At 29.9% G+C, this 17,582-nt stretch carries 10 protein-coding genes; 3 read left to right on the top strand and 7 right to left on the bottom strand.

Translation table 11 applies throughout. The annotated features are described in order from the left end of the window. Positions 1 to 50 precede the first annotated feature (50 nt). The 3 genes from H0I28_RS03730 to H0I28_RS03720 all read left to right on the top strand — a co-directional run bounded on the left by H0I28_RS03730 (position 51) and on the right by H0I28_RS03720 (position 5,793). Positions 51 to 2,576, top strand: a complete 2,526-nt coding sequence (locus tag H0I28_RS03730) for a hypothetical protein (RefSeq protein WP_218760554.1) — start codon at positions 51 to 53, stop codon at positions 2,574 to 2,576. A gap of 83 nt (positions 2,577 to 2,659) precedes the next feature. Then, a complete protein-coding gene (locus tag H0I28_RS03725) occupies positions 2,660 to 5,227 on the top strand; it encodes a hypothetical protein (protein ID WP_218760553.1) in 2,568 nt (855 codons plus the stop codon). Positions 5,228 to 5,427: 200 nt separating this feature from the next. Then, positions 5,428 to 5,793, top strand: a complete 366-nt coding sequence (locus H0I28_RS03720; RefSeq protein ID WP_218760552.1) for a YchJ family protein — start codon at positions 5,428 to 5,430, stop codon at positions 5,791 to 5,793. Positions 5,794 to 6,023: 230 nt separating this feature from the next. Here the strand turns inward: H0I28_RS03720 and H0I28_RS03715 are convergent, their stop codons facing one another. The 7 genes from H0I28_RS03715 to H0I28_RS03685 form a co-directional block, all read right to left on the bottom strand. Next, positions 6,024 to 6,665, bottom strand: coding sequence for a hypothetical protein (locus tag H0I28_RS03715; protein ID WP_218760551.1), 642 nt, complete (start codon positions 6,663 to 6,665; stop codon positions 6,024 to 6,026). Positions 6,666 to 6,750: 85 nt separating this feature from the next. Next, the gene (locus tag H0I28_RS03710; protein WP_218760550.1) at positions 6,751 to 7,794 is read right to left on the bottom strand and encodes a DUF5018 domain-containing protein; all 1,044 of its coding nucleotides are present in this window, start codon (positions 7,792 to 7,794) and stop codon (positions 6,751 to 6,753) included. 86 nt (positions 7,795 to 7,880) lie between these two features. Continuing rightward, positions 7,881 to 9,197 (bottom strand): RagB/SusD family nutrient uptake outer membrane protein, encoded by a 1,317-nt coding sequence (locus H0I28_RS03705; RefSeq protein ID WP_218760549.1) that lies wholly within the window; start codon positions 9,195 to 9,197, stop codon positions 7,881 to 7,883. A gap of 10 nt (positions 9,198 to 9,207) precedes the next feature. Then, positions 9,208 to 12,501, bottom strand: a complete 3,294-nt coding sequence (locus H0I28_RS03700) for a SusC/RagA family TonB-linked outer membrane protein (protein ID WP_218760547.1) — start codon at positions 12,499 to 12,501, stop codon at positions 9,208 to 9,210. Positions 12,502 to 12,504: 3 nt separating this feature from the next. Beyond that, positions 12,505 to 15,051, bottom strand: coding sequence for a zinc-dependent metalloprotease (locus tag H0I28_RS03695; protein ID WP_218760545.1), 2,547 nt, complete (start codon positions 15,049 to 15,051; stop codon positions 12,505 to 12,507). A 96-nt stretch (positions 15,052 to 15,147) separates the two neighbouring features. After that, positions 15,148 to 16,785, bottom strand: coding sequence for a histidine kinase (locus H0I28_RS03690; protein ID WP_218760544.1), 1,638 nt, complete (start codon positions 16,783 to 16,785; stop codon positions 15,148 to 15,150). Position 16,786: 1 nt separating this feature from the next. Further along, positions 16,787 to 17,557, bottom strand: coding sequence for a LytTR family DNA-binding domain-containing protein (locus H0I28_RS03685; RefSeq protein WP_218760543.1), 771 nt, complete (start codon positions 17,555 to 17,557; stop codon positions 16,787 to 16,789). Positions 17,558 to 17,582: the final 25 nt, after the last annotated feature.

The raw sequence follows: 17,582 nt of genomic DNA, 5'->3' as shown, positions 1-17,582 counted from the left end.
AAATCCCTGTTTTCAAAAAAAAAAATATACTTTAAAAATTAACGATTACTATGACAAAACCAACAGAAGTCCCTGAATTCACCTATTATAAAATGGATGAATATTATGAAGATATTAAAAAGTGTAAAAACTTTCCAGAAGATTTTTATTATGAAATTTTTACGATTGCAAAAGCAACAACAGATAAAAAAAATAGAGCAGAGTGTGTTAACATTATAAAAAAACAAGCCCCAGAAGCTTTGCAACTAGCCTTTAAAAGCCGAAAAAAAATTACACAAAAAGGAAGGAACGCAGCTAGAATGATTTCCTTTTTAGAATACGGGTTGCTATCTAAAGACTTAGAACTTATTAAATTACACGATCTAATGACGAGAAAGAATAGAGAACTGGGATTTTTTTGGTTTTCGGTACATTTTTTAGATCGCTTGTTAGAACATCCTCATATATTAAGCCGATTTAACGGTGTTAAAAAATTGACAATCCATTTAAAAGATCAAGGTAATAAGTATGATAGTATTATTAAAGAGATATCAAAATTAACGTCGTTAGAAGAAATAGATCTCGAGGGTGAGTTTGAGCAACTACCAGAGGATTTTGGGAATTTATCAAATTTAAAAAAGCTAAAGCTTGTTGCGCCTTGTTTAAAAAGGTTTCCAAGTACAATGTCTCAGTTAACATCCTTAAAAGAAATACGTATTGAAGGCGCTTATTGGACTGGGAAATCTACTCCCAATATGAATCTAACTGATTTTAATTGGATTACAAAATTTACTGAATTAAAAGAGTTGAAACTACGTTTTATCGGCGTTCAAGATCTATCTCAAGTCAAGTTTTCAGCATCCTTAAAAATTATAGAATTTTTTGGCTTAGATGAATTAATAGCATTGCCTAAAGATGTTAGTAATTTAAAGCAACTAAAAGAGTTTGAGGTTTTATCTAAAAGCATAGATAACTTACCAAGCGGATTTGAAGATTTACCAAAATTAGAACTTTTTCAACTTCATGCGCCTAAGATAGATTCCATATCGTCTACCTTATTTTTTGGAGATGCGTCTAGATGTTTTGAAGAAACGCCTAGACCTAAATTAGAAACAAAAATTACATATAGCGAAACTAATATATCACCAATGACGGAAATTAGTCTGCGAGAGTCTATAGAAATAGATTCGCCCAAACTACTTAATTTCGTGTTAGATAATGCATTATTTTTCCCTAATTTAAGGACGATAACTGTAGATTGTGAAGCGCCTGAAACCCCACACAAAAGATCATTAGCTGTATTTAAAAATTTAACAACGCTTAAGTACAAACTAGAACATAAACTAGACTGGCTTTTTGAAGGGATTGAGCAATGTACAAATCTTAAAAATATTGAATTATACAGATTTCAAGAGTGGCATACTAAAGATATAAAATTAGCTGTTAGAATTTTTCCAAATGTGTTTTCAAAAATAGCACAGTTAGAAAACCTGACGATTAAAAATGCGAGTGCTTTAGTTGTAGACACTGACCATTTACCTAAGCATATTACCAATTTAACTATTTCTGAAATTAAAGGAATAAAAGCAGGAACAGAACCTTTTGATCTGTTTAATCTGGAAATTAAAGCCACACCAATTCTTAATTTACAGGAATTTTATGCAGTAATTAGTGCGGCTAAATTTAATCTTGGACATAGAAATGATGATGTCAATAATGTATTAGATTTTGAAAACTTTAGACATCCAGAAAAAATTGAATCGTTTGATTTTACCAGTGATGTGAATCAGTTAGATAGCTTACTTAAAAACTTCATAAATTTAAAGGAACTTACCATTACATTTAAGAAGGCCAATTCAGAACATAATAATGGATTAACGGCCTTTAAACACACCAATTTAAAAGTGTTAAGAATTGATGATTATAACGGAACTACCGAAGCCTTAGAGCGGTTATTAACACACACACCAAACCTTGAATTCTTAGGGATATTTGAAGCCAAAGGCTTTGATGCTTTTCCAGCTGTAAATTTGCCTCAGCTTAAAAAATTAAGAATGCAGAGTGTCGCGCTTAAAACCATAGACAATCTAAACGTTGAAACTATTGAAGCGGTAAAACTGATACATTGTGATCATATTAACGATGAAAGTATTGAAGCAATATCGCATTGGAGTTCTCTAAAACACCTTTGGTTAGAAGGTTTAGATGAAAATGGTAACACGTATCCTGAATCGATTTCTGAGTTAAATTTAAAAACACTTTTTATCAGCGCACATAACAGAGAGGAAAAAATACCAACTTGGATTGCCAATATAAAAAACCTACGTGTTTTAGGTCTAAACAATTTTAAACAAGTTGTTTTACCTGTTGAATTAGCCACATTAACACAGCTTGAAGTATTAAGTATTAGTGGTTGTGATTTTTCTGAAAAAGTAGCCGAAGACTTTAGAACCCTTAACCTACAAAAATTGGTGTATTGGACGTCTAAATTTAATGGTAGCAATATGAAGTCTGAAATCTATGAGCCATTAGAGAATAAGTTGGTGTCTCAACGTAATTTTGATGATATAGATAGTGAAGTCCCTTTTAGGGTGTAGCTAAAAAGAATAATTTACAGCGAACCGCAACCTAAAAACCCTGTTTCCAAAAGAAATTTATACCTTAAAAATTAACGATTACTATGGTAAAACCAACAGAAATCCCTGAATTCACCTATTATAAAATGGATGAATATTATGAAGAGATTAAAAAGTCTAAAAACTTTCCAGAAGATTTTTATTACGAAATTTTTACGATTGCAAAAGCAACAACAGATAAGAAAAATAGAGCAGAGTGTGCTAACATCATAAAAAAACAAGCTCCAGAAGCTTTGCAACTAGCCTTTAAAAGCCGAAAAAAAATAACACAAACAGGAAGGCACGACTATAGAATGATTTCTCTTTTAGAATATGGATTGCTATCTAAAGACTTAGATCTTCTTAAATTATTTGATCTAATGACGAGAAAGAATAGAGAAATGAGATCTTTTCATCTTTCAACAGACTTCTTAGATCGCTTGCTAGAACATCCTCATATATTAAGACGATTTAATGGCGTAAAAAGTTTAGAAATCCATTTAAAAGGAGAAGGCAATACCTATGATAGTATTCTTAATGAGATATCAAAATTAACGTCTTTAGAAGAAATAGATCTAGAAGGTGATTATGAACAACTACCAGAGGATTTTGGTAATTTATCAAAATTAAAAAAACTAAAGCTTATTGCGCCTTGTTTAAAAAGGTTTCCAAGTACAATGTCTCAGTTAACATCCTTAAAAAAATTACATATAGAAGGTGATTATTGGATTGAAAAAATTATTCCTAATATGAATCTAACCGATTTTAATTGGCTTACAAATCTTACGAAATTAAAGGTATTCAAACTACGTTATGTAGGTGTCCAAGACCTGTCTCAGGTCGTGTTTCCGGCAACCTTAAAACGTATAGAATTGTTTTACTTACATGAATTAACAGCATTACCTAAAGATGTTAGTCATTTAAAGCAACTAAAAAAGTTTCAGATTTTATCTAAAAGCATAGATAGCTTACCTAGTGGTTTTGAGGATTTACCAAAATTAGAATATTTTGAGCTTATTGCACCTAAGATAGATTCCTTATCAGCTACCTTGTTTTTTGGCGATGCGTCTAGATGTTTTGAAGATGTACCTAGACCTAAATTAGTAACAGAAATTACATATAGCGAAGAAACTAATATTACACCAATAACGGAAGTAAATCTGCGAGAATCTATAGAAATAGATTCACCCAAACTACTTAATTTTGTGTTAGATAACGCGTCGTTTTTCCCTGATTTAAAGAAGATAACAGTGGATTGTGAAGCACCAGAAATTCCACATAAAACAGCGTTAGCTGCATTTAAAAACTTAACAACGCTTAATTACAAACTAGAGCATAAACTAGATTGGCTTTTAGAAGGGATTGAGCAATGTACAAAACTAAAAAATGTAGAATTATACAGGTTTCAAGAGTCGAATACTAGAGATATAAAATTAGCTGTTAGAATTTTTCCTAATGTGTTTTCAAAAATAGAGCAGTTAGAAAACTTGACAATTAAAAATGCTAGTGCTTTAGTTGTAGACACTGACCATTTACCTAAGCATATAACCAATTTAACTATTTCTGAAATTAAAGGCATAAAAGCAGGAACAGAAGAGTTTGATGTGTTTAATGTGGAAGTTAAAGCCACACCAATTCTTAATTTACAGGAATTCTATGCGGTAATTAGTGCTGCTAAATTTAATCTTGGACATAGAAATAATGATGTAAATAATGTCTTAAATTTTGAAACCTTTAGACATCCAGAGAAAATTGAATCGTATCATTTTACTAGTGATGTGAGTCAGTTAGAGAGTTTACTAAAAAACTTTATAAATTTAAAAGAGCTTACCATTACGTTTAAAAAAAATAAGCCAGAACATAACAATGCATTAACTGCTCACCAACATAAAAATTTAAAAGTATTAAAAATAGATAGTTATAACGGAACTACTGAAGCTTTAGAACGTTTATTAACCCAGACACCAAACCTTGAATTTTTAGATGTATTTGAAGCCAGAGGTTTTGATGCTTTTCCTGCGGTAACATTGCCTCAGCTTAAAAAATTAATAATGCAGAGTGTGGCTGTTAAAACCATAGACAACCTAAACGTTGAAACTATTGAAGCGGTAAAACTGATACAATGTGATCATATTAGTGATGAAAGTATTGAAGTAATATCGCGTTGGAATTCTTTAAAACATCTTTGGTTAGAAGGCTTAAATGAAAATGGAGGTATATACCCTGAATCGATTTCTGAATTAAATTTAGAAACACTTTTTATCAGAGCACATCATAAAGAAGAAAAAATTCCTATCTGGATTGCCCATATGAAAAATCTACGTGTTTTAGGAATAAACAATTTTAAACAAGTTGTTTTACCTGTTGAATTAGCGTCATTAACACAGCTTGAAGTATTAAGTATTAGTGGTTGTGATTTTTCGAAAAAAGTATCCGAAGAATTTAGAAACCTTAACCTACAAAAATTGGTTTACTGGACCTCTAAATTTAATGGTAGTAATATGAAATCTGAAATCTATGAGCCATTAGAAAATAAATTAGTGTCTCAACGTAATTTTGATGAAGAAGATAGTGAAGTGCCTTTTAGGGTGTATCTAAAATGTTTATTATTACATACGAATAGGTTTGTTTAGTAAAATTAAGTTGTTAGTCTAATTGTTAATCAAATTAAACGAACAACTTCATTTTTACAAAAAATATATTGTTTTGCTGCCCTATCAATTTATAGTAATTTAAGCTATACTAATAAGATGATATACCTTTATATTTGCATTAAATAATTCACTAAATCCTTCTACTTAAAAGGAAATATTGTATTAGCAAAGAATAAACAATGAAATGTCCGTGTAATCCATCCAAGTTATATGTTGATTGTTGTAAAAAAGCGCATCAAAATATACATACTGTAGCTACCCCAGAAATTTTAATGCGTTCAAGATATAGTGCATTTGTTATGGCTAATATTGATTACCTACAAAAAAGTCACCATAGTACAACTAGACCCTCTAACCTCGAAAAAAAGGAAATATTAACTTGGACAAAATCCGTAGAATGGGTAAAACTAGATGTTTTAGAATCTACAGAAAATACGGTTGAATTTAAAGCATATTTTTACGAAAATGGATCTTTAAATCTGATACATGAAAATTCCTTTTTTTCAAAGGAAAATGATCATTGGGTATATCAGTCGGCATTGTAAAAGGATTAATATATTCCCTAAAAAACTTATGGTACAGCTTTAAAATAAATGATCTAAAGAATCCTAAAGAATAAACATCTTATTTTTTAAAAAAATTTTAAAAGCATCATTTTTCGTTCATAATATTTACATTTAAGAAATATCTTAATTATTACAATAATCTTAAATGACTATAAAACCATTACCGAGCCTTCAATTAGTTTTGATAATTGGTTTCTAACAAGGTATCACTACTCCATTTGCCATATGTTTAGAAACGTATTTTTTAAAGCAATCTCATTGCTAGTAACCAAAGTGTTTTCCAAATAAGTATTTATGCAATTAATTCGATCACTTCCAGAAGGATGTGTAAAAGTAGTAGCACCCAATAAATCTTGCAAAAAAAGAAAATTAGAGGTTAACAAATTAAACTCTTTATTCTGTTTGGTTTTAATTAAATGGATAGCTATTAAGTCTGCTAAATATTCTGCTTTTTTATAATCATTTGTTACAGTACCTTTAGGGATACTTCCTTGTAAATCAAAAAGCCTTGCTTGTTTTATAGTTACAATATGAGCAACTTCATGTGTTAAAGCAAATAATTGAATATCTTCTTTGGTTAAGTTTACCAAACCCTGACTCACTTCTACATAACCAAAAGCTGCTCCTGCATTTATACCTAAATCGTTTTTATCTATCTTAAACTGTGTAGGTATTTCTGTATCTGAATATTCTTTAAATAAAGGTAAAACAGATTCGTTATATATTTTAATTATTTCTTCTTCTTTTGTTAATGGAATCTCTTCATTATCAGAAAGAATTACTTCGTTTGAAGAATTAGAATTACAAGCAAACATCAAAAAAGAAAAGAGTACTAAAAAGGATTTCTTCATTTTAAAATAAGTTTTATAAAAACAAACACCCTTAAAATTAAGGGTGTCTGTGTAATAAATAAAAAAGGGGAATTAATTGATCTAATTAGTTAGCGTAATATGTAAATGTTCTAAGTACCGTTAAGCCAAATTCACTATTAGTATAAGAAGATTCTAAAGGATAATCATCTGTATTATATACATAAGAAACATTAGCATCTGCAGTATCACGAGTAAGAGGATTGTTTGTATTTACAGCATCAAAACCAACATTAATTGCAGCATATGCAGCTGGATAAATTCCTTTAAAAGGATTGTTTTTTGTGTCATAAGTTGCTTCAGAAGGATTTGTTTGAGCTGTTCCTCTGTTCGTTTTTATAACATTACCATTAGCGTCATATTCAAAAGTAGTAATATCATCTACTAAAGCATCATTACCTTCATGATTTGTTCTTTCTTCTTTAATTAAGTTTCCAGATGTATTATAGGTATAGATATAAGTATAAACTAACACATCGTCTTCTTTGTATTCACCTTTTACAATTTGACCATTTTCATAAGAATAAACCGTACTTGTTGCGTCACTTGTTTTTTCAATAACTTGGTTTTTATCATCATAAACTAAGGTAAAAACAGAAGCTCCGAATCCTTCATCTATAGAGATTTTATTTACAAATCCAAAATTATCATCATACTCATAAGTAGTAGTTGTGCTTGCTGCAAAAAAAACATAATCTTCCGTAAAAACTGTTGTTTCTAATTGAGATCCACTACCAACTTCACCACGAACATTAACGGTTACAGTATAGTTTTTAGTAGTTACTTCATCTTCTGCAGTTACTACAAAAGTTTTTGCTACTCCGTCTACAAAAGTAATTTCTGTATCTGAATTTGGAGAGATCGTTGCATTTTCTGAAACTGTAATAGTAGGTACAACTGCTGTTAAATTTGTTCCGAAAGGGACAGTTACAATAATATCAGTTCCTAAATCGTAAACAATATCATCAGCATTTACGCCATCAATAGCAATTGTAAAATCTGTAATGGTTGCCAAAGATGATAAAATTGGCGCATCATCATCACTAGAACATGAAACAGTAGTTATAGCTAAGGCTAAAAAAACACTAAGAATAGAAAAAATTTTCTTCATAATTTAAAATATTTAATTGGGTTGTTTTTATCTTTTTGTTGAAATTGTAACCTATAAGATAACAACAGGTTACAACGGTTTATTATTTATAAATTAGGGTTATTAATAGTTGCATCATTAGGAAAAGGAATGACATATCTGTCGTCATTATTCTCTAATGTGTAGATTACTCCGTCAAAAATCTTAGTTAATTTAGGTTGGGTAGTTCTTCTTAAATCATTCCACCTTTGCCCTTCAATTGCAAATTCTCTTCTACGTTCTTCTAAGATTTCTGCTTTTAGGTCGTTACTATTTAATGAATTTACGTTTGCTTTATAAGCAGTAAAACCATCGGTTGTATATCTATTTTCTGCAAATGATATTAACTTCTCTTTTGCCAAAAGGTCTTCATTTAATGCTGCCAAACATTCTGCAATGGTTAAATGTAATTCTGCTGTTCTATAAGAAACCTTAAATTTAGTTTCTGCACTTTTATTAGAACTGAAACTTCCGTCTGTATTTTCTTTAAAATAAAGCGAAAAACGGACATCTGCTGTTTGATTATAAGAATCAATTAAAGTCTTAGAAATAGTTGTATTGTTAACCAGATCAAAAGAAGCAACTGTTTCTAATGCCAAAATAGATTCTACAGCGTTATATTCTGATGGCATTATAGAAGTGTCTAAATTTAAATTTTGAATTTCTGCATTGATTGCCAAAGCTTCATTTGCCAAATCAATCGTTTTCTGCCAATCTTGTTGGTATAAATAAACTCTAGATTTAAAAGCTTTTACAGCGATCATAGAAAATCTATAGTTATAACCGACCTCTTGTTTTTGGATATTAATTAGAGATTCTGCCATGGTAAGATCGCTTAAAATTAAGGCATACACATCTTCAACAGTTTGTAATAAAAACTCTTTTTCGGCATCATATTCTAAAGTAATTGGCACACCAGCATCAGTATTTGCTGTTGATTTATTGTAAGGTTTCGCATATAAATTGATCAACTCGAAGTATTGCATTGCTCTTAAAGCATACGCTTCTCCTAACAATTGCTCTTTATCTGATTGATTTCCTTCAATAGTTGCTTCACTATTTATTATGTGATTGGTATAAAAAATAGTATTGTATAAACTCGCATACGGAAAAACACTTGTTAAAGGACTTGGGTTTACGTCATTCCAGATAAAAAGATCCTCATATTGTTCTACACCCAATGCATCTGCACTTAAAGCCAATTCATCAGTTCTGTACGTTGTTAATACTTTAGATTCTTTTGTAATTGAATATGCAGAAGTTAAAAAACTTCTATATTCTTCTACAGATTTAGGTATAACTTGTCCTACTGTTTCTATATCTAAGTACTTATCACAAGAGATAAAACTTAAGGTTATAAAGATGCTGTATATTATTTTTTTCATAAACTCTTTTTTAAAAAGAAAGATTAAATCCTGCTGAAATAATTCTAGGAATCGGTTGTGCATACAAACTTCCATAGGTTTCTGGATCAAAGAATCCGTTGTAATCTGTACCGAAAACAAATAAATTACGTCCTTCTAGATTGAAATTTAAACTTGATATTTTTAACTTTTTTAATTTCTCTGTTGGTATGGCATAACTAAGTTTAATACTGCTTACGCGGATGTAAGAAATATCTTTAACCCAAATATCTAGATCATTATAAGTTTGCCCATCATCTGAAGAGTTAAACCAAGTGTACACTAAATCGGTATCGAAACCAGGTGATGTTAATCCTATTAACGCAGGATAATTACCTGTACCTGCTTTTAAAATATCTGTATTGTAATTATTTCCTGGTTGCGCCAAAGCAAGATTGTAACTTGGTGCTGCTTTTACGGTTTGCTTAATATTAAAATTAGTTAATACACGTAAATCAAACTGTTTGTGTTTAAAACTATTTCTAAATCCTCCGCTAAATTTAGGAGTTCCATCGCCTACATAAGAGTATAAGTTTCTATGTTCTTCTCTTGTTAATTGGTTTCCATTTGTGCCTTCTTCTAAATTATAAAAATCTACTGCAGACACTTTTTTACCATCTTTCCAAAACAAAGGCAATCCGTTGCTATCTAAACCTGCTGTTTTAATTGCAAAAATGGCATTTACACTATATCCTTTTAAGGAAGGTTTAAAGTCTTCTTCTCTAATTTCTATATTATCAACAATACTTTTATTGTGAGAAATATTAAATCCACTTGTCCATTTAAAATTAGGTGTATCAATATTTGTGGTATTGATAGAAAGTTCAAATCCTTTATTACTTACAGTTGCCCAATTGGTATTGATAAAATTATAGCCACTCTCTAAAGGCACAGATCTTAAACCAATTAAATCGGTACTTTTTCTGGCATAATAATCTCCGGATATATAGATTTTATTATTAAACAATCCAAGATCCAAACCAATGTTAGAGGAGACTGTTTTTTCCCATCTTAAATCTGCATTAGGCGCATTTAAAGCTCTAATAGTTTCTTCACTAACACCTGGTAAAATAGAAGATGTATAATATTCTCCAACCACAAAAGGAGATGTTGTTTTATCTATATTTCCTTGTACTCCGTACGATGCTCTTAGTTTTAAATCGCTTACAAAATCTAAATCATACATAAAGTCTTCTTTATACACATTCCAAGAACCTGCAAAAGACCAAATAGGTAAGTATCTATATTTAGGATTTACTCCAAATAAGTTAGAGCCATCATATCTTAAACTCGTAAAAGCGGTATATTTTTGATCATACGTGTAAGAAGCTGTTCCGAAAAAAGAAGCATACGCATTTTCACTATACGTTTTTTGATAAGGATCAAACAAAGAATTTGTTAATGAACGTTCATCTGTAATAGCAATAGAAGTTAAAGTATTGCTATTATAGCCAAAACCTTTGGTATGAATTTGGGTTCTCTTATTTCTTCTAAATTCTGTCCCCAACATAACATCTAATTCATGCACATCGTTAAAAGAAGTGTTGTAATTCGCTGTCGTTTTCCAGTTATATTGAAAAACATCTGCATTCCAATTCTGAATAATTCCGCCTTTAGGCATATAATACGAAGTACCTGTAGATGATGCATATTGAGATCTTTGCTCATATTTACGAGTATAGTAACTTTCTTCACCACTATATTTTTCCGTCTTATCAAAATCTAATTGTAAACCTAACTGAGTATTAAAATGAATCTCTTCATTTACTTTATAACCTGCGTCAAAAATGGCTTTTAATGAACTCGCTACTAACTCATAATTGGTATTTTCTCGTTCTTCTAAAATATTATAATTTAGATTTAAGTCTGATCTTTCTACCAAATCTGGATCATAAACATAATTTCCATCTGCATCTTTTATTTCTAAATATGGATTGGCATTTCTAGAATAGTTAGACGGATTTGTATACGCATCTGCACCAGTAATATAAGATGATGTTATTGTTTGACTACCAAACAACGCCACACCTACTTTTAATTTATCATTTATATTAAAATTATCTTTTAACGTAATATTAAATCGTTTCTGACCGGTACTTTTAGTAGCTCCTGTTTCATCAAAAATTCCTGTAGAAAAATAGTAATCATTATTCTCTGTTCCTCCAGAAATACTGACACCATATTGTTGGTTTACTGCCATTTGATATAGCTCGTCTCCCCAATTAGTATTGATGTTTTTTAAATTATTGATGTCATTTTGAGCGGCACTAGAAATACTAGCAAAACCATTATCTCTAAAATTATTATACTCGCCATAATTATTTAAAATTCTAGCAACTCCTCCTCTATCTTGTTGATATTTTAAATCTGGTCTACTTGCCAATAGTAATTCGAAATCTACTTTTTCAGAAGAGTTCATTAAATTCAACTTACTAAAATCTGGTTTTTGAGTTACAAATACATTCGCGTTTACATTGATACGCATTGCACCCTTTTTACCATTTTTACTGGTGATAACAATTACCCCATTGGCAGCTCTTGCTCCGTAAATAGACGTTGCAGAAGCATCTTTTAAAACAGTAATACTTTCTATATCTTCTGGATTTAAACCTGCAATTGGATACGATTGTAAATTATCGATATTGTCTTTGTCTCTAAAATCTTGTGGAATATCATTTCCGTCTAACGGAATACCATCTAACACCCATAATGGATCTGAAGAGCCATTTAAAGTAGCGGCTCCTCTAATAGATATTTTTGAAGGAGCTCCTGGAGCACCACTTATTGGTTGAATGGCAACACCAGATAATTGACCAACCAACATTTGATCTACACTAGAAACACCTGCCTGATTAATATCTGTCATTTCTACTTTTGCGTAAGCAGATGTTATTTTACGTTTTTCAATTTTTTGATATCCCGTAACAATAATTTCATCTAAACTTTCTGCACTTTCCTTTAAAACAACTGTTAGGTTTGAAGTAACCTTAGAGATATCTATTTTTTCTGTTTCATAGCCGATATAAGAAATCAAAATGTATTTAATGTCTGCTTCTACTTTTAAAGAAAACTCACCATCAAAATTTGTGGTAGTACCTAACATGGTACCTTGTATAACTCCTTTGGTATTCGTTTCATTTCCTATTATTGCCGATGACGCGTAGACCGATGCACCAACAATAGGCATTTGGAAGGCGGCATCCATAACTTTTCCCTTAATTACTTTTTCTTGCTGAGCAAAAAGTAAACTCGGAATAAAAATTAATATGTATATTAATTTATTCATGATTTAGTTTTTCAAATTATATTCAATTCTTGCTATTAAGTCACTATAATGTGCTTGAGTAGCTCTATCTCCTCTATGTTCTTTTTTCTTTAAAAGCTTTAATATTTTTTCTAATGCAGCTCTTTTATTGGTACCTATATCTGCTACTCTTGGTAGGTAAGAAAAGTGTACATTTTTAAAGGTATTAGCATCTTCTGAAATGGTGTTTTCTTTCGTTTTTTCTAATAATTTATTTCGATCTACAGTTAATACATCCACATAATTTTTCTGAGTAATTCTATCAAACATATCTAAAGACTTTCCTTTTTCTGTTTTCTTAAAAATGGCTTCAAATAATTTATCAAATAAATATTGTTCTGTAAATACGTCTTTATTGTCTTTTGATAAAACCTTATTCTCTGTTATCCTCATCAATCTATCTGTTTTTATCAGCGCATAAATTGCATTGGTTTGATGAATGCGTAACATAGAAACAGGCGAATAAAAGCGTTCTCCATCTGGCGCATCTCTTACTGCAAAAACCTTATTGATAATTTTTGGCATAAATAACCATTTTTGAGGTAAAACAGCATTTTTTATGATATAACTCAATGCCTCTTTTTGCCTTTTAGCAGATACTGGTTCAAAAGTATTTTTGCCATCTCCATAAACCGTATTGTTTACATAAACGCCACCAATATTTGCCATTACATGACCATTATAGGTTCCCCATTGGTCTATTACCGCTTTGTATAATTTTGAAGCTTTGTAATAATCTTGTCCTTCTGCTGCTGTCCAATCTAAAATATTTGGCAATATTCTTTTTAAGTTCTTCAATCCGTATTCACTCGCTTTTACAGCATTATCACCTAAATCTTCACTTTGAGATCTTGGGTCAATCACTTGAGCTTGTTGCGGTCCATAAAAATATAAAGGATCATTTTCATGTTTACGAATCCATTGGTTTAAAACCGGAAGTTCTTCATGAGCAGATGTATTTTCAATCCAACGATATCCCCAATCAATTGCATATTTATCATAAACACCAATTTTAGGCGTAATATCTGTAATTTCATCTTCTGGTTGCGCTACATAATTAAAACGAGCATAATCCATAATAGAAGGAGCTGTTCCGCCCATTTTAGCGGTAAACGTTTTAGATCTTAAAGAATCTACTGGGTAGCTAAATGATGCGCCCATATTATGTTTTAATCCGAAGGTATGACCAACTTCATGTGATGAAACAAAACGAATTGCCTCTCCCATATGTTGTTCAGAAAATTTATTAGGTCTTGCTTTTGGATCAATTGGTCCGGTTTGTACACGAATCCAAGAATGCAATCCTTTCATTAAATTATGCCACCAAATAATATCCGATTCTAATATTTGTCCACTTCTAGGATCTACTACAGAAGGTCCCATAGCATTTTGTTTTTCTGATGCTGCATACGTAATTACAGAATAGCGAACATCATCTGCATCAAAATTCCTGTCCTCATCCGAAGGAAACTTCACTTTTAGCACATTCTTAAATCCAGCAGCTTCAAAAGCAACATTCCAATCATACACACCTTGTTCTATAAAAGGTCTCCATTGTTTTGGCGTAGCAGGATCTAAATAATAAATTATTTGTTCTTTGGGCTGTACCAATTCTCCTTGTTTATATTTTTCTACATCTTCCTCTTTAGGCTCTAACCTCCATCTTGTAATCATTCCTCTAGACTCAACTTCTTGTTGATCATCAGAAAAATAATCCATTGGTTTATCAAAATACCCAATACGTTTGTCTGAAAAACGAGGTTTCATTACATCTGTTGGCAATAAAACAATATTAGTAGTAACTCCAATTGTTAAAGGTAAAGCTGCACTTCCGCCCTCTTTAACAGAAGTAGTTAATAAAGATTTTACAACAATATTTTTAGGGAAAGATTTAATTGTTTCTAAAATAGATAAGTTTGTTTTTAAACTACCGCCCAAACCTATATTGGTTAACAAATCACTAAAACTCTGTTCTTTACCGTTAAATATTTTATTTACTTTAATAAATACGGATGTAGAATCTGTATTTTTTGCTTCTATTTTAAACTCTTCTATAATAGACTCACCAAAATTATCTTTTACAGATAAAGTAATTGCATCATTTTCTGGAGATTGAACTCTTGGATTCACCGTTTTAACCCAAACCTTGTTTAGAATAGTATCTTTATAAAACCGAATAAGCTTGGTTTCAAAAGTCATTCCTTTATTTAAACCATGTCCGTTTAAAGCATAAGGAACACTAGATACCTTGTTTACAATTAATAAATCTCGAGACAATAACGAATCTGGAATTTCGAAATAATAATCTTCTTTTATAGTGTATACATTAAATAACCCCTTTTTAATATTCCCTTCTTTTAAAAACTTTTGATAGGAAAGTTTTTTATCATCAGTAGATTTTATAGAATCTTTTTTTTCGTCTTTAGCTGTTTCCTTTTTATCTTGAGAAAAACCAGATAAAGAGGTAAATATCAAAAGAGAAGTCATTAAAAATGGAACCAATAAAGCACCTTTAAAAGAGGATGTTTTCATAAATAATAGTGTTAAAACATCAAATTTGCATGATATCAACAACTTAGCAAAACAGAATAGAGTGAACTCTATAAAAAACGGAGTGAAATACTATCTTTAGGTTATATAAGGCAATGTGCAGACAAATTTACCGTCTACAACACCTGTTTTAAAGGTAGCAATTTGATAATATTGGTAGGTATTCTCTAAATAATTCAACCCAATATGATGGCTATCTTTAGCTTTATGCTTTCTTGGTGTAAAATTATTTTTTACAGTAATAAAATCTTTATCAATAATAATCTCTATAATTAAAGGCTTTATTTTAGTGATTTCATTATGTTTTATTGCATTTTCTACCAAGGTTTCTAAAGACAGAAACGGAATCTTTCTTCCCAAAATTTCAGCATCACAATTATTAACGATGGATACACTTAAGCTTTTATTAAATCTAATTTCTTGCAAAAAGACATACTGTTCTAAAAAAGTAATTTCCTTTTTCACAGAAATTAAATTTCCTTCACGCTCTTCTAAAAGGTATCGATATACATCAGCAAGTTTTAATACAAATTGCTGAGATAAATCTGGATTTAAATCAATTAAAACATGCAAAGAATTTAAACTATTGAATAAAAAATGTGGATTTATTTTTTTCTTAAGTTGATTTAATTGCAGAATAGCATTTTCTTTTTGATACTTCTCGTTGCTATTTATTAAATGTTCTTTTTCTTCTACAACCTTTATATTCTCTACATATTCTTTTTTTAACTGTAATCTAGAAACCAATAAGATTAACATAAATGTAGAAAAAGCTAAAAAACTAATCCAAGAGAAATACCCTTGTATATTTTTTGTGGTTTCTTTTAAATGAATATCTATAGGAAAACTAATAACGACTATTAAAGGTGAATTTCCAGTCATTATGGTATCAAAATAACGTAAAACTTCCAACCCAAGAAATTCTGATATTGCTTTATCTTTTAACGAATTGACATTATCAGGCACATAATATCCATTAATTTTAAGGGAACTTTTTAAAATTTGTTCAACAGAAATGGTATTAAAATACATGTCTATTTTTTTACCGATGTATTTTGTATCGGGATGTAGCATACAAATACCGTCTTTATTGGCAACTACCGTATAACCTCCGTCTCCTTTATAAGTTTCAGAAAAATAACTCCATAATGAGATTAAATCTACATCGTACCCTGTATAAACAATCTTATTGTTTCGCAATTTTTTTGCATATATTTTTCTATTAATTACGTTACCTTTCTTAGTTAGAATTGTATCAATTAAAACATCTTTATTTATAAATTGAATCTCTTTTAGTAATGCTTTTATTTCTTTTTGATACAAGCTATCTTTCTTATTAGAAAAATAATTTTCATTTACATCATTAGAGCTTATTATAGACACAAAACTATTATGAATACTGTGATGCTCTAAGGCTAAATCTGAAGTAAAAAGTAATTTCTCCTTTACAAACTCGAAAGAGTTGTTTTCTAAATTTTGTAAGATTTTTTGTGAATTTTTAAAAGAATTATTCAGTTGATTAAATTCGAATGCAACAATATTCTCTTTAGATTTTAAATTCCCCTGAATTATATCTTGAATTAATTCTTCTGTTACTGATGTAATTTTAGGAGTGATTAACGAATTACCAACAAAAAAAATAGCGATCAACAATAAACTGATATACAAATATTGCTGATTCTTTTTTAATCGGGTACTAAATTTAGATGATCGCATATTAATTATTTAACCATTCTTTAAACTCTCGAACATTTTTAGAACTAATTAAAATAAAATCGTTGCCTTTAGAAAAAGGTTCTAATTCTATTTTTAATCGATTCTGACTGTATTTTATAATTGTTTTTATAGCACTATGTCTTACAATGAATTTTCTATTTATTTTAAAAAAATCCTTTTTAGATAATTTTAAATCTAAATTCAATATAGTATCGTCATACAAATAACTTTCTCCTTTAGTAGTAAATAAAAAAAGTGATTTATTTTCTGCCATAAAATAGGCTATCTCACGATCGCTAATCGAAATTAATTTTTCTCCTCTAGAAACTAAAAATCTTTTTTGATTTGTTTTACTTTCTTTAGAAGTGTTTAAATGAGATAACAAATTTTCTAAATCACTATAATCAGTAACTGGTTTTGCTGTATAGTTGGTGTATTTTTCTAAAGCATTATTTAATTTGTCTTTATCGTAAGGTTTTAATAAATAATCAATGGCAAAAAACTGAAACGATTGTATTGCATATTGATTAAAGGCGGTTGTAAAAATAATAGGAATTTTAATTTTTAAATTTTCAAAAATCTCAAAACTTTCTCCATCTCCTAGATGGATATCACTTAAAATTAAATCGCAACTGTTATTTTTAAACCATTCTATAGATTGTGCAACACTTTCTAATCGTTTTTTAATACGTATCGGATAATTACTTTTTAATAATAACTTTTCTAAAGATGCTGCTGCCAAATCTTCATCTTCAATAATAACAATATCCATTCTAAATTGATTTATAATTTTAAAG

The sequence above is a fragment of the Polaribacter sp. AHE13PA genome (assembly GCF_019278505.1).
Lineage (GTDB): Bacteria > Bacteroidota > Bacteroidia > Flavobacteriales > Flavobacteriaceae > Polaribacter.
The sequence above is the reverse complement of the archived record's forward strand: the minus strand, read 5'-3'. Positions and strand labels throughout refer to the sequence as shown.

Bases quoted from the DNA above. Each gene is read 5' to 3' on its own strand.
- H0I28_RS03730 (WP_218760554.1), top strand. From the start codon at position 51: ATGACAAAACCAACAGAAGTCCCTGAATTCACCTATTATAAAATGGAT.
- H0I28_RS03685 (WP_218760543.1), bottom strand. From the start codon at position 17,557: ATGGATATTGTTATTATTGAAGATGAAGATTTGGCAGCAGCATCTTTA.
- H0I28_RS03720 (WP_218760552.1), top strand. From the start codon at position 5,428: ATGAAATGTCCGTGTAATCCATCCAAGTTATATGTTGATTGTTGTAAA.
- H0I28_RS03705 (WP_218760549.1), bottom strand. From the start codon at position 9,197: ATGAAAAAAATAATATACAGCATCTTTATAACCTTAAGTTTTATCTCT.
- H0I28_RS03690 (WP_218760544.1), bottom strand. From the start codon at position 16,785: ATGCGATCATCTAAATTTAGTACCCGATTAAAAAAGAATCAGCAATAT.
- H0I28_RS03695 (WP_218760545.1), bottom strand. From the start codon at position 15,051: ATGAAAACATCCTCTTTTAAAGGTGCTTTATTGGTTCCATTTTTAATG.
- H0I28_RS03700 (WP_218760547.1), bottom strand. From the start codon at position 12,501: ATGAATAAATTAATATACATATTAATTTTTATTCCGAGTTTACTTTTT.
- H0I28_RS03725 (WP_218760553.1), top strand. From the start codon at position 2,660: ATGGTAAAACCAACAGAAATCCCTGAATTCACCTATTATAAAATGGAT.
- H0I28_RS03715 (WP_218760551.1), bottom strand. From the start codon at position 6,665: ATGAAGAAATCCTTTTTAGTACTCTTTTCTTTTTTGATGTTTGCTTGT.
- H0I28_RS03710 (WP_218760550.1), bottom strand. From the start codon at position 7,794: ATGAAGAAAATTTTTTCTATTCTTAGTGTTTTTTTAGCCTTAGCTATA.